Below are 20,526 nucleotides of genomic sequence, written 5' to 3' on the forward strand. Positions count from 1 at the left end.
TCCTCTTTTTTTAGCAAATAAAAAACTCCTCATCCCAAAAAAGGGACGAGGAGGAATTATCTCGCGGTACCACCCTAATTGCGTAATATAAATAATACGCCTCTTAGACACCTTAACGTGGTGTGAGCCGAGATTACTTACTGTTTTTGTTCAGTAATCTAGTTCCAGAGTGATTTTCTTCCTTGAGTGTTTAGTCTGAGCTTGCACCGTCCTCAGATCGCTTTTACTTCACTCAAAAAATACTGTCTCCATCATAACTTTTTCTTTGATATGTTGACATTATAGAAAACAGAAAGCATTCAGTCAAGTATCGTTTATTCTACCGGTGTATCTAAGCGCTCTAATTCTGTCGAATCAATTTCATACTCCAATAAATGATCCCAATCATCGGATTCAATCAAATCTAACTGGGCTTCAACAATCATTTTGAAGCGATTACGGAATACTTTAGATTGTTTTTTCAACTCTTCAATTTCTAATGCAATACGACGTGCTTTTGATAAAGCTTCGTTAACAATACGATCGGCATTCTTCTCAGCCTCTTTAACAATCAATTTTGCTTCTTTCGTAGAATTACGTCGCACTTCCTCAGCAGCTTCTTGTGCAATGACAATTGATTTTTGAAGAGTTGATTCAATAGAGTTATAGTGACCAATCTGCTCATTTGAAGTTAGTAATTTGCTTTCCAGCTCTTTTTTCTCTTTTAAAACAACTTCATAGTCTTTTATGATTTGCATTAAAAACTCATTTACTTCATCTTCATTGTAACCTCTGAAACCACGGGTAAACTCTTTATTATGTATATCAACAGGCGATAACGGCATTTTCTACACTCTCCCTTATAGCATAATATATATTGTAAACTATTATACAGGTCATTAATGGTAAGTACATCGAAAAAACAACAAATTTAATGAAATTGTTATGTTTTTCTTTCCATCCGACCAATATTAATGCGGATTTTATCTTTTTTTGTTCTTCCTTCAATAGCTTTTATCATAAATCTCCCAAAGCCTCGAATTGATAGTAGATCAAGTTCATGCAGCTCAAAAGAAATATTTTCTCGGATCGTAAAGTTAACCTTCACTTTTCCGCTATTAATAAGTGCTGCAGATTTCTGACGAGATATATTAAATACAGAGGCGATAACCGTATCTAAACGCATCGAACTTACTGTCATCATTTCATCCGTCCAAACTTCTTCATTCGGTAATAACATTTCACTTGAATTTAGCGCTTCAACATATACTTTTACTTTACCAATTGAAGTGAGGTTAGCTCTTACATAATCTTCTACTTCCGAAGCAATAGCGAATTGGGCTGTAGAGTTGTCTAATCTTATATCCCCAAATTTCTCTCTACCTAAACCCAGTGATAGTAACGCCCCTAAAACATCTGGATGCTCAAGCTGAACAAACTTAGAAGGATAACGCAAATGAAATACCGTGATTTGATAATCCTCTTCTACTGGTTCAAAATAGGAAGGGTATATTAGAATTCTTCTGCGCTCAGCTTCATCAAATGCACCAAAAAACGCCATTGTAATATCGCCCTGATGTCCGATGATTGACTGTACAATAAATCGTTGACGCGGATCTAGAAAGTCCGTTAACTTTGGCGCATAGCGATCTTCTACTTCCATACGCCAGCCACTAACTTGATCAATAAATTCACGCTCTTCTGGTCGGAAATGCTGGAATATCTCTTCCATAACACCCCTCCTTTCTTAATAAAAAAACCCCACATTCATATTGTGGGGAAGAGTGATATTGTCTAAAAATCAGAGCAAAAGCCCATTAAACAAACTTATTACTCCTTGATTTGCCAAATTCAATACAAATAATGCTACGATTGGCGAAATATCAATCATACCTAATGGTGGAATAAAACGTCTAAATAACTCTAAATATGGATCACAAATTTTACCTAAAATTTGTCCGAATTTAGACTCATATGCCGCTGGAACCCACGACATCAAAATATAAATGATAAGCGCAATTGAATAATAGAAAATTAATCTTGAAATGATAGTACCTACTATATACATAAATTATTAAACTCCTCAGTTTGATCAGTCTTCATAATAATATTCAGAAATATTACCGTCAACTTCTACATTGTCTGGTGTGCATAAGAATATGTCCGTGCCAATACGTTTTATATCTCCACCCAGTGCACATATTGTACCACTTAAAAAGTCAATTATACGAATACCTTGCTCTTTATCTATACGTTGTAGATTTACAACGACTGCACGCTTGCTTTTTAAATGTTCAGCAATATCTTGAGCTTCTGCATAGACACGTGGTTCGGCTAAGACAACCTTTGAAGCTTTTTGTGTAATACTTACTAGATTAGGTGTATTTGTATGTTCAGTTGCCACATTCCGTCGCTCCTTGTTGCTTACTTTTTTAACTGCTGGTTGACTTACTGCAGTTTGATGAACAGGTTGTGACATGACTCTTTGTTGGCGTTGCTCTTGCTGTTGTGGTTGCTGTTGTGGTTGCTCATAGTAGTCTTCTTCATCTTCTTCTAGTAAAAAAAAGTTCTTAATTTTATCCTTCATGCTCATTAAGAATCCCTTCTTTCGTTGCCAACTAGAGCCGTACCAATTCGAACATACGTTGCACCCTCTTCGACAGCGATTTCATAGTCATTTGACATTCCCATCGATAAATCATGACATGGTGCATGAACATATCCGTTTTTTTCGACTTCCAATTGTAGTTTTTTAAGATTTTTAAAAACGTTGCGAACTACTTCTAAGTCTTCTGTATTTGGGGCCATTGTCATTAAACCCACTACGCGAATACGAGAATATTGCGATAGTTGCTCTATAAACGGTATGACTTCTTCTGGTTGCAGACCATGCTTTGATTCTTCACCTGAAACATTTACTTGTACAAAACAATTCACAATACGTGTTGCTCGTTTTTCGATTTCATCTGCTAAACTAATACGATCTAAAGAATGTAGATAATCAATTTTGTCGATGACTTGTTTGACTTTACGAGTTTGCATCGAGCCGATATAATGCCATACAGCACCATCAATAATTGATTCTCTTTTTTCTAACAAGCCTTCTGGACGATTTTCGCCTAATTGATTTAATCCTGCATCAAGCGCCTCAATAGCCCGTTCAGTAGACACTTGCTTTGTAACTGCGATAATTGATACATCGGCTACTTGTCTACCTACCCTGTTTGCTGCTTTTTCAATCTTTAGCTGAATTTCTTCTAAGTTATTTATAATTAACGTCATTTTATTCCCATCTTTTCAAAGATACTTGTTAACTTATTGTACCAAGCCACGCATGAATTATCAATGAATAGTCATACATTTCACTATCGTGCTTTCACTAATATAACATCCTTCCCAACTACAAGAATATCTTCTATACGAATTTTCATTGCATCTTGATCACTTTGTGAAAATTGAAAGAATCTCTTCGGTTCGGATACGACGAATGCCTCTATCAAGCCAGTTTCTTCCGACAATACTGCATCTAGGACAAACCCTAAAAAACGACCATTACCTGCTTCAATAATTTCTTTTCTTTGGATATCAGAAAATCTCATCTACATCCCTCCTAATTCAGTCTATGAAGGGAAATAGCAAAAAACGCATCAACTTTTATAGTTTGATACGTTTTTGCCATAGTAATTAATTATCGTATTGTGATATTTGCTTTTGAATTGTTTTGATTGCACTTTTTTCCAACCTAGAAATTTGAGCTTGCGAAATTCCTAATTCGTTAGCTATTTCTGTCTGCGTCTCACCATAGTAAAAACGTTTTGCTAAGATTTTTTGTTGCCGTTCATCTAGCTTCATAACATTTTCTTTCATGGTTACATAAGTCAACCATCGTTCTTCAGAAACTGCATTATCTTTTAGTTGATCCATCATATAAACTGGATCACCACCATCTGAATAAATTGGTTCATGGAGTGACATTGGTTCTTGAATTGCATCTAATGCAAATAATATATCCTCTTGCGGCAAGCCTGTCATACGCGCTAAATCAGATAGCGTTGGTTCACGCAATTGCTCATTGATAAACTGTTCTTTAGCCTGCATCGCCTTATAGGCAATATCACGCAATGAACGAGCAACGCGCAGTGGGTGATGGTCCCGCAAATGCCTGCGAATCTCCCCAATAATCATTGGCACTGCATAGGTTGAAAATCTCACATTATGAGACAAATCAAAATGATCAATTGATTTCAATAAACCAATACAGCCGACTTGAAACAGGTCATCAGCCTGTTCACCACGATATGCAAAACGCCCCACAATACTGAGTACTAATCGTAGATTGCCCATAACGAGCTGATCTCTTACTTCCTCTTGGCCACTTTGCAATTGGATAAATAACTGACGCATTTCCTCATGCTTTAATACAGGTAACTTTGCAGTATCTACACCGCATAAATCCACTTTTGTTCGCATAGTCATTTCCTCCGGACGCTTCTTTCTTTGTTGTAAATTCAGTTTGTCCGTTTAACGTCAGAATATGCGGTGGAAAAATGACCAATTTCACCCATTACATAGTTGGTTGATTTAAATTTTCACGTAATTCATGAATAATTTTCTTTTCTAAACGAGAAATATAAGATTGAGAAATGCCGAGATGATCCGCCACTTCCTTCTGTGTCATCTCTTCTCTACCATTTAGCCCAAAACGACATTCCATAATATAGCGTTCGCGCTCTTCCAAAATATGAATCGCTTGAAACATATGTTGGCGCTCGATTTTTTTTTCAACATTATCCGTAATAATATGCTCGTCCGTCCCTAAAATATCCGATAGTAATAATTCATTACCATCAGCATCTGAGTTGAGCGGTTCATCTAATGACACTTCACCTTTAGTTCGACTTGTTTTGCGTAAGTGCATTAAAATTTCATTTTCGATACATCTAGAAGCGTATGTAGCGAGTTTGATATTTTTTTCAGTATTAAAAGTTTCAATTGCTTTTATTAATCCAATAGATCCAATACTGATTAAATCTTCAATTGGTGTATTTGAATTATCAAAACGTCTAGCAATATACACTACTAAACGTAAATTACGTTCGATTAACGTATCTCTAGCACTCATATCTCCTCTCATAAACGCCGCAATAACTTCCTTCTCCTCCTCTTTTTTCAATGGTACAGGCAGCGATTCATGACTTCCTATATAAAAAGTACCCTTCGTTCTCCAAGTAATGAACTTCTGCTGTAGCCAGTGCCAAATTTTTCGAATCATGTAAAAACCCCTTCCATTATTATTGACAAAGTGTTGAGACATTTAGAATGACATCTACTTGCTGTGGGAAATGATCTGATTCCTTTGTAAGTACGAAAAAACCCGGTGCGATAAAGAAACCATCTTCCCCGTGTACCTCCCACTGATCAAAGCGGAAAGCGATTCCATAAACTGCCTTTTCTTGTACCGTTGAGAATCGAATAACCGTCAACTTACTTTGTAACTCTTTCGGGAACATCGATAATTTGTAAGGGTTAGATGATTGCCAGCTCTGTAGTGCAGTTTTTAGCACATCATCCATACGATCTTCTAACGCACTCCAAGCAATAAAATGAACAGCCCTACCTGTTAATGGTTCGATGCAACTATTCCCTGTATCGATAAATCCTCTTAATTGCCAACTCTGCCCTTGAAACGTCATTGTCGTATCAAATACAAGCCCACGCTCAAGCGATTGCTGTTTACTAACGGTCCATCTATTTTGTAATAGAACAAGCCCAGCAACAGCTATGATACTGCTGGTCGACGCAAAATAAACAGTAGGCATTTTAAAAAATAGTGGCTCAAGAGCAGTTAAAAGACCACCTGCAAATAATGCTGCAACAATACAAATAACAGCACTTTTTAGCCATTTCATAAAATGAAAACCAAAGGCACTAATTGTCATCACGACAAAAGCAAAAATCATTGGTATAACAGATTGACCAATAAAGACAACGACACATGCACCTATTAGCGCGCTTAACAACAATCTTTTTCTCGACACTTGCAATGCACCAATCTTACTTGAAAAGGACAAGACAATGTAATTGAAAATTGTATTGAGCGCTAAAATAACTTCTCCGTACATGACACCGCCTCCCTACTGAAAGGTTAACATTCTCAAACTTCAAAAAATGTCAAACTGTGAAGTGATTTCGCAAAAAATTGCGACAGAAAAAAGTGAATACTGACATTTTTTTGCAGATATTTCCCACAAAATAAAAAGCCCACACAATAAATTGTGTGAGCTAGTTAGATCGAAAAATTAACGTCTTTTTTGGCGATTACGTAAGAATGTTGGAATATCCAAAGCATCATCTTGAGATTGTGACGTTTGTGTTTGGCGCACAGGCTCTTGATGTACTTTTACTTCTTCTTGTCTTACTTCACGAACAGCTTGTTGAGAAGCCGCTGTAACAGCTTGACGGCCAGCACCGATTCCACCTCGGCTAGCTGAACGCGGGTCTACAGGCATATCATCATCTGAGAATCCAGTTGCAATAACTGTAACGATGATTTCATCTTTCAAGTTATCATTAATTACCGCACCGAAGATAATATTCACATCTTCATCAGATGCTGCAGATACAATATCAGCTGCATCTCCTACTTCATAAAGACCTAGGTTTGAACCACCAGTCATATTCATTAGGACACCTTTAGCACCATGAATCGATGTTTCAAGTAATGGACTTGAAATCGCTTTTTTAGCAGCTTCTATTGCACGATTTTCTCCAGATGCAATACCAATACCCATTAATGCAGAACCTTTATCAGACATAATAGATTTTACGTCTGCAAAGTCTAAGTTAATAAGACCAGGTGTTGCAATTAAATCTGAGATACCTTGTACACCTTGACGAAGAACATTATCTGCTTCACGGAATGCTTCTAACATTGGTGTGTTTTTATCTACTATTTCAAGCAGACGATCATTTGGAATAACAATTAATGTATCAACCGCTTCTTTCATTGCAGTTGTACCGCCATATCCTTGTGATTGACGTTTTCGTCCTTCAAAAGTGAATGGACGTGTTACAACGCCTACTGTTAATGCACCTAAATCGTGAGCAATTTGAGCGATAACAGGTGCAGCACCTGTACCTGTACCGCCACCCATACCTGCAGTAACGAATACCATATCTGCTCCACTTAACGCTTCTTCTAACTGTTCTTTACTTTCTTCAGCAGCCTTTTTCCCAACTTCAGGGTTTGCTCCTGCACCTAAACCACGTGTTAATTTACCACCAATCTGTAATTTTACATCAGCTTTCGATAGTTTTAATGCTTGTGAGTCTGTATTCACGGCAATGAATTCTACACCTTGTACACCATGTTCAATCATACGATTGACTGCATTATTACCGCCGCCGCCAACGCCGATTACTTTAATCACTGCTAGTTGTTCGACATCTGTATCAAATTCTAACATCTCTATTCCTCCTATTTTAGCTCATTGTGTGTAGAGAAAGCCGCCTATATTATTCTAAAAATTTGGTTAAGAAATTCCGAACCTTACCAACTACGCCTTCTTTTTGCTCTTGTGTATCATAAGCGGTTGGCACTTTTGTATTTGACTCTGTATTTTGAATTGGTCCTAGCGGTTTGTCATCGCTATAATCTCCGAGAAACTCGGATTCCATATATGCATAACGGATTAAATTTACTGCTGATGTATATTCAGGTTCTCTTACACCGATATATTCAGGCGTGTAAACTCTTACTCTCGTTTGTAACACATGGCGAGCTAGTTGAGAAATACCTTCTAATTTGGCAACGCCACCAGTTAAAACGACGCCACCTGGTAAATCTTGAATACCCATCCGATACAACTCATCGATTATCAATTCGAATAATTCTTCCAATCGAACACCGATAATTTCGGATATGTACCTTTGACTAAATTGTTCCTTTGTATCTCCATCAATAACTGGTACTTCAAATAGTTCATCTTCTGAAGCATCGTCGTAAAATGCATGTCCATAGTCAATTTTAATCTTCTCAGCTTGTTCTGTAGGTGTTTTTAAGACAATCGATAAATCTTTCGTAATATGTTCTCCACCTACTGGAATAACAGCTGTATGAGTGAAATGCTCATCTTTGAAAACAGCAATTGTTGTTGAACCACCGCCAATATCAATAAATGCAGTGCCTCGGTTCTTTTCATCTTCAGTTAATGCAAATTCCCCTGCAGCAAGTGACTGTAAGTAAATTTCTTGTATATCCAATCCCGCTTTTTCAACGCAACGGAGTACATTATGCAGGATTGTTTTAGAAGTAGTAATTAATGTACCATCCATTTCTAATCGGATACCAATCATACCTCGAGGGTCTTTGATTTCATCTAAATTATCTACTATAAATTGTCTAGGAACTAAATTGACTAGCTCTCTCTCTGGCGGAATAGACATCACTTGTGCCGATTCCATTACTCGATCTAAATCCTCATCGCCTATTTCACGGTTGTCACTATTAACAGCAACTACCCCTTTAACAGGTTGAAGCATAGCCTGATTGGCAGGAATACCTAGAATAACTTTATTAATAGTCATCCCTATCATTCTTTCGGCTTGTTCGACCGCTTTTTTAATAGATTGTACTGTAGCATCAATATCTACAATACTCCCTTTACGAATGCCAGTAGATTTTACATTCCCTACTCCTATTACATGTAAAGTCTCATTATTTACTTCTCCAATAACGACTTTAATGGATGATGATCCTATATCTAGTGATACATATAATTCTGAGTGACTCAATCTGTGGCACCTCCTTCAACAACTCTTATCAATATTCTATTGTAAATTGAGTAACTTGTCTAAATAAATTCCTGTTTTTTTGAAAAAATTCCTTCTATTAGACTGCTTTTTCAGATTGATTTGCTTTTTTATCATTCCATTTTGATAATAATATCCTTCTTATGATAGCAATATTTTGGAAAAGTCGCACTCCAAAAGCGAAAACGGCTGCCAAATAAAGATCTACACCTAAGTGAACTCCTAAAAAAGCTAATCCTGCTGCTAAAGCAATATTAAAGAAAAAACCTGTCACGAAAACATAATCATCATATACTTGTTGTAATTGTGCTCTTATCCCACCAAAAAGAGTATCTAAAGCTGCTAGGACTGCAATTGATAAATAGCTTTCATAAATTGTAGGTATCTGAACGTCAGTTAACAGACCGAGGGAAATACCTAATAGTAAACCTAGTAACGGTAACCACAAATCCTATTCCCCCTTTGTCGTTTCTGATAAAAATTTATTTTGAAAAGATTGATCAAATCCATTTAAAGTTACCTTATTTTGTGGTTTTCCAATTGATAAAGTTAAATTATCAAGATAAAAATCATCTTCAATGGATGAAGACTCCAAATAACTTGCAAGCTTTTTAGCATCCTCTAAAGTACTAGTACCAATAATTATCATAAATGGTGGCGTTCGAACAGCCAAGCTATTAACAGTTGTTTGTCCATTAATATCACGAATAGCTGTCGTTTGAACGATTCTCTTACGATCAATCACAACTGCATTTCCCTTAAAACGATTAATATCATTGACAAGCTTTACTAATAAATCTGGCGAGATATTTTGTACTACTTGTCCTAATACCTGTGCCTCAGGAGATGCATCAACTCTAAGCACTAAACCCGGAGATGTTATTGCTGTTAAACCTGCTTCTTCTTTCAACCCTTGAACTGTTTCCCTCAATATGCGATCTGGACTGTCATTATCCATATTCTCATATTTACTGATCGTGGAATTTAATTGCTGAATGTTTGCTAACAGTTCTGAATGACGCTGCTTTTCTAGCGATAGTTCCCGGCGAATATCCCATAAATCACGTGTATCACGTTGTTGTGGATTTTTCACTGTGTTATACTGCATCGCTAACATAAATCCAATGATGAATAATACGATGATGAAAGGTGTATGCATTTTACGATTCAATCTAACGCCTCCTTACCTTGGGCCATTAAGAATTTCCATGGACGGCAGGCATGACGAGCTGCTTACTACCATCTATCGTCACAATAATATTATCATCAATGAGCTGGTCAAAAACGCCACCTGCTAGTGTTAAGCCTGCAGACAATACCTTTGGGTCACCTACTGCTTCAATGACAAACGGTGCTGGGAATTGGTCATCATCAATTGTGATTACTGGACCATTACATTTTATATAAGAATTAGCTTTTAATCGATGACCATTAATGGCAATAGCTTGAGCTCCAGAAATCTTTAATTCATTTAATACTTTGAATACGTGACTTTCATGTACGATGTAGTCATTCGGATTAACCGAATTCGGATCATATTCAGCATCTTGTAGCGTAACTGTAACACCAGATCCTCGTCCTGGTATTTTACCAAGTAAAAGGCGTAGATCATCAGCCTGCTTCACTAAATCTTTATATCCCTCTTTACTACCCGAAAAGTCTTGTTCATAATCTTTTATTTTTTGTTGTAAAAGTAATTTTTCTTCTTCAAGTTCTTTATTACGTTCTTGTTGAGCAATTAAACCTTCACGTAATTGTTCTTTTTTTTCAAAATCAGAAGAGTTTGTTTCAGTGATCGTCGTATCTTTTGTCTTTGCCATATTATAGGCATACGCGAAAAGAAAGCCCAGTGCAATCGAAACTACTAAAAAGGCAAATTGATGTTTAAATGAATGACGTTTTTTATTGGCCGGTTGTTTGGTCATCTACTTCCTCCTTTGAAGTTGGTTTACCATATTCACTCGAATACGAGCGATAGAATGAACCTACTTCTAAGTCAATAACCCCTTTTTCACCTTTTTTGACTTGCGAAATAATAGATGGATAATACCGCAATTTTTCAGCCAATGTCGTAATAGTTGCACGAACTTCAAAACCATCATTCATAAATAAACGTACCGCATAAGGATTGGATTTTGTTGGAACAGCATTTACTTGAGAAATTAAAGTCATTAATTCTTGATCGACCTTGTCCAACTGTTTAATCATTTTAAGTAATAAAGCGTCTTCTTTGAAACCAATCAAGATGGGTAAATTTAAATCATGTGGTATTTCATCTAGACTGTAAATTACACCATTTTGCAACACCAAATTATATTGTCCACCATTCTTAATAAAAGCTTTTTTATCATACTCTTTTACTTTTATAGTCACAGTGTTTAACCAATTACGTTCAACTGATACACTCTCGACCCAATCTTTTTTTTGAAGGGTCTCCTCGATATTTTTCGGCTTAAACCCCCACAAAGAATCTCCTACACGGATGTTACTATGCTTTGTGTAGTATTCTGCTTTTTTTAATTGACCACCAGTTACTTTAATTTCCCCTATATGACTTAATGATGATTGAAAATAAAGAAGTGCCAGTAAGATAATGCCGAAAATGGCTAGCAATATTGTAAACCGCTGATTCGTCCGTTTTTTACGACGTTCACGAAGCGTAGGAATACGTTCTTCTATATCTATAATTTTCTCCATACTGTGCACTCCTTCCTCTTTTATTTATACTCTTTTTGTAAAATTCCAAATTACACCGACTATAAGCCAAGCGGACATTAGGGATGAACCACCATAACTGATAAAAGGTAAAGTAACTCCTGTAACAGGTAGTAAGCCTGAAACAACTCCAATATTCAAAAACGCTTGAAAACCTAGCATACTGATCAATGCTGCAACACTGTAATAATAGCTTAATTGCTGCGTTCTGACGGCCAAAGCATAACCGGAGTATAAAGCCACCGCGAAGGTTATAACGATCAATGCTGCGCCTATAAAGCCTGTTTCCTCAGCAATGATCGAAAATATAAAATCATTTTGTGGTTCAGGTAAGTAAAGATACTTTTGCCGACTGTTACCAAAACCATGTCCAAACAAACCAGCTGGCCCAATTGCTAGTAGGGATTGGATTGCTTGGAAGCCACTACCTAAAGGGTCAGACCAAGGATCCAAATACGCCTCTATACGCTTTAATCGATATGGAGCAGCCATTATTAATCCCACTAAACCACTTATACCAATCATCATTAGAAAAACGTAAAAACGAATTGGATAACCGGCTATAAAAAGTAAAGCAAAGGATGATACGAGTAAAATAAACGCAGACCCAAAATCAGGTTGCAGCATTATAAGCGCTGCTGGCAATAAAATCAAAACAAAGTGACTTAATTGAATAGTTCTTTCCGTACTTTTCTTACGTGCTAATACAAAGCTTAATTTTACAAGCAATGCAATCTTAGCAAATTCAGCGGGCTGAATACTAAGGGGTCCAAAAGCAATCCAGCTTTGAGAACCATTTCGCACGGCGCCTATCCCAGGAATCAATACCGCTATTAAAAGTAGGAGTGAAAATATGTACAGTATTGTCCAACTTTTTTCCATTCTTAGAAGGGAGCTATTGGAAACAACATAAAATGCTGCGACTGCCACACCTAGATAAATTAGTTGCTTAAAAAGAAAAGGAGCAGTATTACCATAGTGTACCTTTCCCCAATAAGTCCCTGCAGAATAGACGAAAACAATGCCTATCAATGTCAATAAAATGATTGCACTCATAAAAAGTGTGCGTTCACGTTGATTCAGCTATGGCATCCTTTCTGTTGTTCGAATTTCCTTACAACTTCATTGCAGCTTCGATGAACTTATCACCACGCACCTCAAAAGTTGGGTATTGATCCCAGCTTGCACATGCAGGAGATAATAAGATGACATCTCCTTCATTTGATAAATCTGCTGCTTGTTTAACACCTGATTCCATATCATCAGCATATGCTATTTTTTCAACACCACATGATTCTGCGAATTCAGCAAATCGCTTAGCTGTTTCCCCAGCTACGACAACCGCATGAACATTCCCCATATGTGGACGTAGTTCTTCGAATGAGTGCCCTCGATCTAAGCCACCTGCAAGTAAAACAATCGGCTGTTTAAAGGCTGCTAACGCACTGCGAGTAGCTAATGTATTAGTTGCTTTAGAATCATTGAAGATTTTACGACTTTGCCATTCTCGAACAAATTGTGTACGGTGCTTAACACCCGTAAATGATGATAAAACATGCTCAATCTTATCTTTCGGACAATCCATAATTATCGCTGCAGCAACTGCTACTAAAACATTCTCTAAATTATGTTGTCCAGGAAGAGCTATAATGCTGCGTTTGATAAATGGTTTACCTAACCAGTAAATCATGTCATCATCTGCACTTATTCCTAAATAATTTATACCTTTTGTTGTGAATGGAACTTTATGTGCATGTGATTTATTCGCATAACTTACAACTACTTCTTGATCTGCGTTATAGATTAAATAGTCTGATACATCCTGGTTGCGTGTTACAGCAAATTTAGCATTACTGTATTCTTCCATTGAACCATGATAATCAATATGCGCTTCGTATAAATTCGTCCAAATCGCAATTTTCGGCTTAAATTGTTCAGTACCCATTAATTGGAATGAAGATAATTCTGTAACGACTACATTATCTGCTGTAGCATTTTCAGTGACTGAACATGCTACTGTACCTATATTTCCAGCAATGAGAGGATTTAAACCACCTTGATTTAAAATATGGTAAAGCAAGGTGGTCGTTGTTGTTTTACCATTTGAACCCGTAATACCAATCATTGGAGCCTCGCTTATTAAATAAGCGAGCTCTATCTCAGTCCAAATTGGAATACCTCGTTTTACAGCATCTGCTACTAGAATGTTTGTATAAGGAATCCCAGGGTTTTTCACAACTAATTCGAAACCTTCATCTAGTAAATCTTCTGGATGACGGCCACAAATCACTGTAATTCCTTTTTGTAACAGACGCTGTGCATCAATGTTCTCTTCAAAAGGTTTAGCATCATTTACAGTAACGAATGCGCCCATTTTATGCAGTAATTCCGCAGCTGCGACACCACTTTTCGCTAACCCTAGTACAAGTACTTTTTTATGTTCCATCCCATTTACGCTTTTCATTTCAAGACCTCCGGAACCACTGCGATCAACGCTGCAACTACTGCTGTCAACCAGAATGTTAGAACAATACGCCATTCAGACCAGCCTGATAACTCAAAATGGTGATGTAGTGGACTCATTTTAAAAATTCGTTTACCTGTTAATTTGAAGCTTGCTACTTGTAAAATAACAGATAGTGTTTCAGCGACAAAGATAATACCAATCAATAATAATAACACTTCATGCCCAACTAATACTGAAAGCATTGCAAGTGCTCCACCTAAAGCAAGTGAACCCGTATCTCCCATAAATACTTTTGCAGGATTTGCATTAAATAATAAGAAACCAAGTAAAGCACCTGTTACAGCAAATGCAAATATCGCGATATCAACTTGATCGTTTACAAGCGCTAGCACACCAAATGCAGTAAAAGCAATGGAAGCTGTACCCGACACAAGTCCATCTAACCCATCTGTTAAATTGACAGCGTTAGAGAAACCTACTAACCAAAAGATTAAGAATAAAACATAAAATCCACCTAAGTTAAAGGCGAAATCAGTAAGTGGTATCTGAATTGTATTATGGAAAACGCCTAGACCTAATAAGAAATAGGCAGCAATCGAAATAATAATTTGTCCGATTAACTTTTGGAGGGATGTTAATCCCAAATTACGCTTGAAAATAATTTTAAGACCATCGTCTAAAAAGCCGATTAAACCAAAGCCGAATAAGACGAGAATTAATACAACGGATTGTGAAGTAAAGGCATCATTTAGATAGCCTAATACAATTGTAGTAGCGATAATAGAGAATAAAAATATTACGCCACCCATCGTTGGTGTTCCCGCTTTTTTCTGATGTGATTTTGGTCCTTCTTCTCGAATACTTTGACCAAATTTCATTCGACGTAATAACGGAATAACAGCTGGTGCTGTAATTGCAGTTAAGACGAATGAAGTGGCCAAAACAATTAAAGTTGTTGCAATTGTCATGAAAATTCTCCTTCTAACCTTCTTTAGTACATGTACTATCATAGTAGTTTCAATTCTATTTTTAAAGACTAATACACGCTATTTTTCTAAATAAACGTGAATTATGCCATCTAGTCCGATTTGTGCATCTGCTTTTGGCAGTTGAGAGGCAATTTTGGAGCCATTTCCATGCCATTCTAAACGAAACGGATATTGTAATTTAGCAATATCTTCTTTTGTCTGACCGACCAAATTAGGTACGCGCACTTTCTCGACATCCCCCCATTTATATATCTTTTCTAATTGTCCCTTCCGTTCTGTAATACCAACTTTATCGTGAACATCCTCAATGATTTGCCCCACAATTGGTGCCGCAATAACACCACCAAATTGTGTAACATTCTTAGGATTATCTATTGCAACATAAACAACGATTTCTGGATCATCCGCTGGTGCGAAGCCGATAAAGGATACAATATACTCGCCATCCTTATACCGTCCATCTTCAACTTTTTGAGCAGTTCCAGTCTTACCACCTATACGTAGGTGATCTCTAAAGGCATTTCTACCAGAACCTAAAGCAACAACCGATTCTAGTGCTTCACGAACTTTTTTGGACGTCTCAGGCTTAATCACTTGACGTTTTTTTACTGGATTGTAGCTTTTCAATACCTTGCCTGTATTAGAATCGATTAGATTTTTAACTATATAGGGTTGATAAAGCGTACCGCCATTAATCGCTGCTGATACTGCCTGGACTTGTTGAATTGGTGTGACAGAGATCCCTTGCCCAAAAGAAGTTGTAGCGTGTTCAACAGGACCATATGCCTTTTCAGAGAACAATATCCCACTTGATTCGCCCGCCATATTCGATCCCGTTGTTTGACCAAATCCAAAATCACGTATATATTTTTGAAGTTTTGTTGGCCCTACTCTTCTTCCAAGCTCTATAAAACCTGGGTTACACGAATTTTGTACGACTTCTAAAAAGGTTTCGCTTCCGTGGCCTTCACGCTTCCAACAACGTAAACGAGCACCTTCTACCATTGAGTAGCCTGGGTCAAAGAAATGATCTTTATCTAAATCAACAACCTGTTCTTCTAACGCTGCACTTAATGTAATGATTTTAAATGTAGAACCTGGCTCAAAGGTCATCCACACCGGTAGATTTCTGTTATAAATTTTGGAATCGACTTTGGAAAATGAAGGAGGAGAGAATGTTGGATAAGATGCTAACGCTAATATTTCACCAGTTTTAGGATTCATAGCTATACCCATTGCCTGGTCTGCTTCGTATTTCTCCATCGCTTGAGAAAGCTCACGTTCTACGACCTTTTGAACATCAACATCAATGGTCAGTTCCATTGTTGCACCATCTTTACCTTCTTTCCAGCTATCTTGGACATGAGGCAATGCTGCACCTTTCGCATCTGTAAATAAGCGGATTGCTGAAGCTTTTCCCATCAATAAATCATCATACTGATACTCTAATCCGGCTAATCCTTGCTGATCATAACCAGTGAAACCAATTAGCCTAGAGAGTAATTGATCATACGGATAATAACGTATGTAATCAAGCCCTGCATAAATTCCTGGTATATTTTTTTGTTGTATTTTTTCAGCAAGTTCTTTAGATATGTTTTTAGCTTCAGGGGCAAGCTTTACTATAGACGTTTTTTGTTGCATTTTTTTTGCTAACGCTTGCTCATCTACTCCTAGTATCAATGCCAACTCTTTTGCAGCCTCTAAAGGTTTATCATTTTGAGCTGGCATAAAATACAGTGTTGGGGCTAGTTTATTACCGACGATTAACTTACCATTACGATCTACTATGTTCCCTCTTAAACTTGAAACTGGTATTTCACGATCCCAGCTTTCTTCTGCCCTTTTTGTTAACAAATCATGTTGTATAAACTGTACATGTACTAATTTCCCGATAAGCATAAGGAATAAAACAACAAAGACAATCCACATCCACTGCATTCGTTTTTTTGTACTTTTAGTGGCCCACATTGTTCGACATATCACACCTTTTTTTCTTACAAAGTATGATATGACTCCCCGTACTATTCAAATTCTTTGCGAAATCATATGAACTATTTGTAACTTTCCTCTGGTTTTTTCATCTTCAAAATAATTTTCTTGTTTGCATTTAGTACAGTACCAGCTTTAATACTTTGTTTCTGTACATAGCCTTCACCATTAATTTCTATATTGGCACCTGACATTGTTTGATACGTAAGAACGTTTCGGAGTGACCAATCTGTAAAATCAGGTACTTTTGAATCCCCATCTGTCTTTAAGAATACATAACCACCAGATAAGACTTCTGATTTTTCTGCAGGATATTGATCTATAATCTTATCGCCATTACCTATGATAACCGTTTCTATGCCATTTTCTTCAAATTCTTTTTCAACTTCTTCAACAAGTTGACCATTTAAGTTCTCCATAGTTATAGAATTTGATTTCTTAATTTGTTGTGGCTTAATATTTAAGTATTTTAAACTACTTCCCATAACTGTATTAAATACGGTTGCTGTTGGTTCTGAGCCGAATTCTGTAGGTCCAAGCTTAGGTTTTTCCACAGCAATGTACATAACCAACTGAGGGTCATTTGCAGGAGCCATACCTAAAAATGAATACAAGAATTCATTTTTCCCCCAAGAGTACCCACCAGATGCATTCGGAATTTGAGCTGTACCGGTTTTACCAGATACTTCATATTCTTTACTTGCAAAGTTTTGACCAGTTCCTTTTTCAGAATAAATGGTAGAAGCTAAAATCTTCCTAACTTCCTTAGCCGTTTTTTCAGAAATAGGCTGCCCTTTAATTGTTGGGGTGTTCTCTTTGACGATTTTTTTCGTATTAGGATTCACGATTTTCTCAATTACATACGGTTGCATCATTTTACCATCGTTTGCGATGGCAGAAACAGCCTGAATTAATTGTATAGGAGTAACAGTAGATCCTTGCCCATAAGTAGTTGTGACACGATTAATTGGATATTTATCCAAAATTTGCCCCGTCGCTTCATTTGGTAAATCAATACCTGTCTTTTCTCCGAAACCAAACTTTTTCATATAAGAAATAAAGGTATCATCTCCCATTAACTTCAATAAGTGAGCCATACCTACGTTTGAAGAACGTTGGATCCCTTCTAAATACGAAATATTTCCCCATCCAACTTGGTTACTATCTCGAATAGTTCGATCGAGTACAGTATACTGACCAGACTGAAATGTAGCATTCGGGAACCATTTCTCTTCTTCGACTGCAGCTGCTAATGTGAATGTTTTCATTGTTGAACCCGGTTCAATCGTCAATTCTGTTAACTGGTTTAACCAGCTATTTTCAAGTCCAGTACCATCTTGTGGGTTGTATGTAGGCCTTTGCGAGACAGCAAGTATTTCTCCCGTCTTCGGATTGGCAACAACCGCCACCATAGATTCAGGATTATATTTTTTATAAACTTTAGACATTGAATCTTCTAAAAAGTTTTGTATAGTTTTATCTATCGTTAGATATACATCCGCACCATCTTTTGCAGGTTCTACCATCTTATCGCTATTAGGTAGCAAATAGCCCCATAAATCACTCTTATATTGAACCCTTCCATCAGTACCGGATAATTCTTTGTTATAGATGGATTCTAGGCCCATTTTACCTACAGTTCTAGTTTGTCCATCTTGCTGAGTATCCCTTTGCGCTAAGCCGATTAAGTTTGATGCAAAGGTACCATTTGGATAAAATCTCTTTGTTTCTTCCATAAAAATGATGCCTGGTAACTTTTCACTACTAATCTTCTCCATTACGCCATGGCTAATATTACGACCTGCAGCACCAAATTCTACTTGGCGAATTTCATTACCTTGTGCATTCTTCGCTTTTGAATTTAATTTATCAAATATATCTTTTTCGCTAATAGAAAGATATTTCGCTAATATTTTAGCAGTTTTCTCTTTATCTGCGACGTGCATAAGAGTTTTAGTTCCTTCAGATGCCTTAGGACTAATTACAGCTACTAAGCGATAGTTAATAGTATCTTCTGCTATAACTTGTCCCTGCCGATCGAGAATTTTACCCCTATTGGCTGTAATTACTTTTGATCTTTCATATTTTGCTGCCGCTTTTGCTGCCAAAGCTTGCCCCTCTACTTGACCAGAAGCTTGGATTACAAATATACGGAAAAACATAGCAAAAAAGAGCCCTCCATAAACGACTAACATTAGAAAGGCTCCCCATTGAAATCGAAACTTTCTCTTCATTGTCCAGACACTACTTTCACGTTTTTTTCGTTTAGCTTCAAGCCTAATTCTTTCGCTTTATTCCAAATACGCTCATATGTAGAGAGTTCGCTCACCTCGATGGACAATTCCGCATTTTGTTTCTTCGTTTCATCAATTTTATTTTCGATATTTTGAATTTCAACAGATGTTGTATTAATTGCAGATTGCGTATTTAAATTCATAACTGACAATAATGCTATTATCGTCACCATGGCCACAAGGAGAACTCTTTCCCCCTTAGACAATATTCTTTTGGAAGGTCTTGGTGTTGGCTGCTGGACGGGTCTCTCCGGTACTGTTGGCTGTGGCTGCTGGATGTACGTTTGTTGTTGTTGCCGATTAAGCAATGCCATTTAATCACTTCCCTTTTTCTTTGATTTTTTCTGCTATTCTTAGTTTCGCTGAGCGAGCTCGATTATTTTCTTCTAATTCTTGCTCTGAAGGTAATATCGGTTTACGAGTAACAAGTTTTATCCCTGGAGCTAATTCTTCGGGAATAACAGGTAAACCTGGTGGTAATTCAGGCAAAGAGGATGCTTCTTTGAAGATAGTTTTACATAATCGGTCTTCTAATGAGTGGAAAGTAATAACGCTAACTCGTCCACCTACATTAATGACTTTAAGTGCTTGTATTAACGAATCTTCCGCTGCACCAAGTTCATCATTTACAGCAATTCGAATGGCTTGGAATACACGTTTCGCTGGGTGTCCGCCTTTACGTCTTGCTGCAGCTGGGATACCTTCCTTAATTAAATCTACTAGTTCACCCGTGGTTTCAATAGGGCTAGTCTTTCTAGCTTCTTCAATTTTTCTGGCAATTTGTTTAGAAAACTTTTCTTCACCGTATCGATAGAAAATACGTACAAGATCTTCGAATGACCATTCATTCACAACATGAAATGCGGAAAGTTCAGCTGTTGTATCCATTCTCATATCAAGTGGTGCATCTTGATGGTAACTAAATCCTCGTTCTGCGTTATCTAATTGAGGAGATGATACGCCTAAGTCGTATAAAATCCCGTCAACTTTATCTATACCTAATGCTTCTAATTCTTCCTTCAGATAACGGAAGTTTGAATGTACGAAAGTTATTTTATCTAAATATGGTGCTAAACGTTCTTTAGCATTTTCAATGGCTGAAGTATCTTGATCAAAGCAAATAAGTCTACCTTTTGATGATAATTGGCTAACTAAATATTCACTGTGTCCAGCCCCACCTAAAGTACAATCTACATAAATGCCGTCAGGACGAACGTTCAATCCATCAACGGTTTCCTTTAATAATACAGTCGTATGATTAAACAAGGTTTGTCCCTCC

Annotated in this window: 22 protein-coding genes and 1 other annotated feature; all 22 genes read right to left on the reverse strand. The window is 37.1% G+C overall.

From position 1 onward, the window contains the following. Nucleotides 1-38: 38 nt before the first annotated feature. Nucleotides 39-264 (reverse strand) — a binding site (T-box leader). A gap of 50 nt (nucleotides 265-314) precedes the next feature. Next, a complete protein-coding gene (locus MHH85_RS15295) occupies nucleotides 315-824 on the reverse strand; it encodes a DivIVA domain-containing protein (protein WP_038183899.1) in 510 nt (169 codons plus the stop codon). A 98-nt stretch (nucleotides 825-922) separates the two neighbouring features. Beyond that, on the reverse strand, nucleotides 923-1,711 hold the full coding sequence (locus tag MHH85_RS15300) for a YlmH family RNA-binding protein (protein ID WP_340707646.1): 789 nt from the start codon (nucleotides 1,709-1,711) through the stop codon (nucleotides 923-925). Between the two features lie 69 nt (nucleotides 1,712-1,780). Further along, entirely contained in the window at nucleotides 1,781-2,047 is a 267-nt protein-coding gene (locus MHH85_RS15305) for a YggT family protein (RefSeq protein ID WP_193738666.1), read from the reverse strand. Nucleotides 2,048-2,071: 24 nt separating this feature from the next. After that, nucleotides 2,072-2,572 (reverse strand): cell division protein SepF, encoded by a 501-nt coding sequence (locus MHH85_RS15310; RefSeq protein WP_340707647.1) that lies wholly within the window; start codon nucleotides 2,570-2,572, stop codon nucleotides 2,072-2,074. Then, nucleotides 2,572-3,261: a YggS family pyridoxal phosphate-dependent enzyme gene (locus MHH85_RS15315; RefSeq protein ID WP_193738664.1), complete on the reverse strand. Its 690-nt coding sequence runs from the start codon at nucleotides 3,259-3,261 to the stop codon at nucleotides 2,572-2,574. Before MHH85_RS15315 ends, MHH85_RS15310 begins: the two co-directional genes overlap by 1 nt. Before the next feature lie 83 nt (nucleotides 3,262-3,344). Then, nucleotides 3,345-3,578 carry a PRC-barrel domain-containing protein gene (locus MHH85_RS15320; protein WP_193738663.1) on the reverse strand — a complete coding sequence of 78 codons (234 nt, stop codon included), beginning with the start codon at nucleotides 3,576-3,578 and terminating at the stop codon, nucleotides 3,345-3,347. Nucleotides 3,579-3,663: 85 nt separating this feature from the next. Next, nucleotides 3,664-4,449 carry an RNA polymerase sporulation sigma factor SigG gene (sigG, locus tag MHH85_RS15325; RefSeq protein WP_038183877.1) on the reverse strand — a complete coding sequence of 262 codons (786 nt, stop codon included), beginning with the start codon at nucleotides 4,447-4,449 and terminating at the stop codon, nucleotides 3,664-3,666. 94 nt (nucleotides 4,450-4,543) lie between these two features. Continuing rightward, complete coding sequence (gene sigE, locus MHH85_RS15330) at nucleotides 4,544-5,251, reverse strand: RNA polymerase sporulation sigma factor SigE (protein ID WP_193738662.1); 708 nt, start codon at nucleotides 5,249-5,251, stop codon at nucleotides 4,544-4,546. Between the two features lie 19 nt (nucleotides 5,252-5,270). Next, entirely contained in the window at nucleotides 5,271-6,101 is an 831-nt protein-coding gene (locus MHH85_RS15335) for a sigma-E processing peptidase SpoIIGA (protein ID WP_193738661.1), read from the reverse strand. A gap of 177 nt (nucleotides 6,102-6,278) precedes the next feature. After that, nucleotides 6,279-7,445: a cell division protein FtsZ gene (gene ftsZ, locus MHH85_RS15340; protein WP_193738660.1), complete on the reverse strand. Its 1,167-nt coding sequence runs from the start codon at nucleotides 7,443-7,445 to the stop codon at nucleotides 6,279-6,281. Between the two features lie 49 nt (nucleotides 7,446-7,494). Further along, nucleotides 7,495-8,772 carry a cell division protein FtsA gene (gene ftsA, locus MHH85_RS15345; RefSeq protein ID WP_053417533.1) on the reverse strand — a complete coding sequence of 426 codons (1,278 nt, stop codon included), beginning with the start codon at nucleotides 8,770-8,772 and terminating at the stop codon, nucleotides 7,495-7,497. A gap of 97 nt (nucleotides 8,773-8,869) precedes the next feature. Beyond that, on the reverse strand, nucleotides 8,870-9,238 hold the full coding sequence (locus tag MHH85_RS15350; protein WP_340707648.1) for a small basic family protein: 369 nt from the start codon (nucleotides 9,236-9,238) through the stop codon (nucleotides 8,870-8,872). Between the two features lie 3 nt (nucleotides 9,239-9,241). Then, the gene (locus MHH85_RS15355) at nucleotides 9,242-9,961 is read right to left on the reverse strand and encodes a DUF881 domain-containing protein (RefSeq protein ID WP_340707649.1); all 720 of its coding nucleotides are present in this window, start codon (nucleotides 9,959-9,961) and stop codon (nucleotides 9,242-9,244) included. Between the two features lie 25 nt (nucleotides 9,962-9,986). Further along, complete coding sequence (locus MHH85_RS15360; protein ID WP_340707650.1) at nucleotides 9,987-10,715, reverse strand: DUF881 domain-containing protein; 729 nt, start codon at nucleotides 10,713-10,715, stop codon at nucleotides 9,987-9,989. Further along, the gene (locus tag MHH85_RS15365; protein WP_193738658.1) at nucleotides 10,693-11,487 is read right to left on the reverse strand and encodes a cell division protein FtsQ/DivIB; all 795 of its coding nucleotides are present in this window, start codon (nucleotides 11,485-11,487) and stop codon (nucleotides 10,693-10,695) included. Before MHH85_RS15365 ends, MHH85_RS15360 begins: the two co-directional genes overlap by 23 nt. A gap of 24 nt (nucleotides 11,488-11,511) precedes the next feature. Then, nucleotides 11,512-12,561 (reverse strand): putative lipid II flippase FtsW, encoded by a 1,050-nt coding sequence (gene ftsW, locus MHH85_RS15370; protein ID WP_193738657.1) that lies wholly within the window; start codon nucleotides 12,559-12,561, stop codon nucleotides 11,512-11,514. Nucleotides 12,562-12,619: 58 nt separating this feature from the next. Continuing rightward, the gene (gene murD, locus MHH85_RS15375; RefSeq protein ID WP_340707651.1) at nucleotides 12,620-13,969 is read right to left on the reverse strand and encodes a UDP-N-acetylmuramoyl-L-alanine--D-glutamate ligase; all 1,350 of its coding nucleotides are present in this window, start codon (nucleotides 13,967-13,969) and stop codon (nucleotides 12,620-12,622) included. Then, nucleotides 13,966-14,940 carry a phospho-N-acetylmuramoyl-pentapeptide-transferase gene (gene mraY, locus MHH85_RS15380; protein WP_340707652.1) on the reverse strand — a complete coding sequence of 325 codons (975 nt, stop codon included), beginning with the start codon at nucleotides 14,938-14,940 and terminating at the stop codon, nucleotides 13,966-13,968. The genes murD and mraY overlap by 4 nt, the downstream gene beginning before the upstream one ends. A 78-nt stretch (nucleotides 14,941-15,018) precedes the next feature. Continuing rightward, a complete protein-coding gene (locus MHH85_RS15385) occupies nucleotides 15,019-16,932 on the reverse strand; it encodes a stage V sporulation protein D (RefSeq protein ID WP_340707653.1) in 1,914 nt (637 codons plus the stop codon). A gap of 83 nt (nucleotides 16,933-17,015) precedes the next feature. Further along, the gene (locus MHH85_RS15390) at nucleotides 17,016-19,148 is read right to left on the reverse strand and encodes a penicillin-binding transpeptidase domain-containing protein (RefSeq protein WP_193738653.1); all 2,133 of its coding nucleotides are present in this window, start codon (nucleotides 19,146-19,148) and stop codon (nucleotides 17,016-17,018) included. Between the two features lie 35 nt (nucleotides 19,149-19,183). After that, nucleotides 19,184-19,561 carry a cell division protein FtsL gene (gene ftsL / locus MHH85_RS15395; RefSeq protein ID WP_053417542.1) on the reverse strand — a complete coding sequence of 126 codons (378 nt, stop codon included), beginning with the start codon at nucleotides 19,559-19,561 and terminating at the stop codon, nucleotides 19,184-19,186. A gap of 4 nt (nucleotides 19,562-19,565) precedes the next feature. After that, the gene (rsmH, locus tag MHH85_RS15400; RefSeq protein ID WP_193738652.1) at nucleotides 19,566-20,513 is read right to left on the reverse strand and encodes a 16S rRNA (cytosine(1402)-N(4))-methyltransferase RsmH; all 948 of its coding nucleotides are present in this window, start codon (nucleotides 20,511-20,513) and stop codon (nucleotides 19,566-19,568) included. Nucleotides 20,514-20,526 lie beyond the last annotated feature (13 nt).

Origin of the sequence: Viridibacillus sp. FSL E2-0187 (assembly GCF_038006425.1) — a bacterium.
Taxonomy (GTDB): Bacteria; Bacillota; Bacilli; order Bacillales_A; family Planococcaceae; genus Viridibacillus; species Viridibacillus arvi.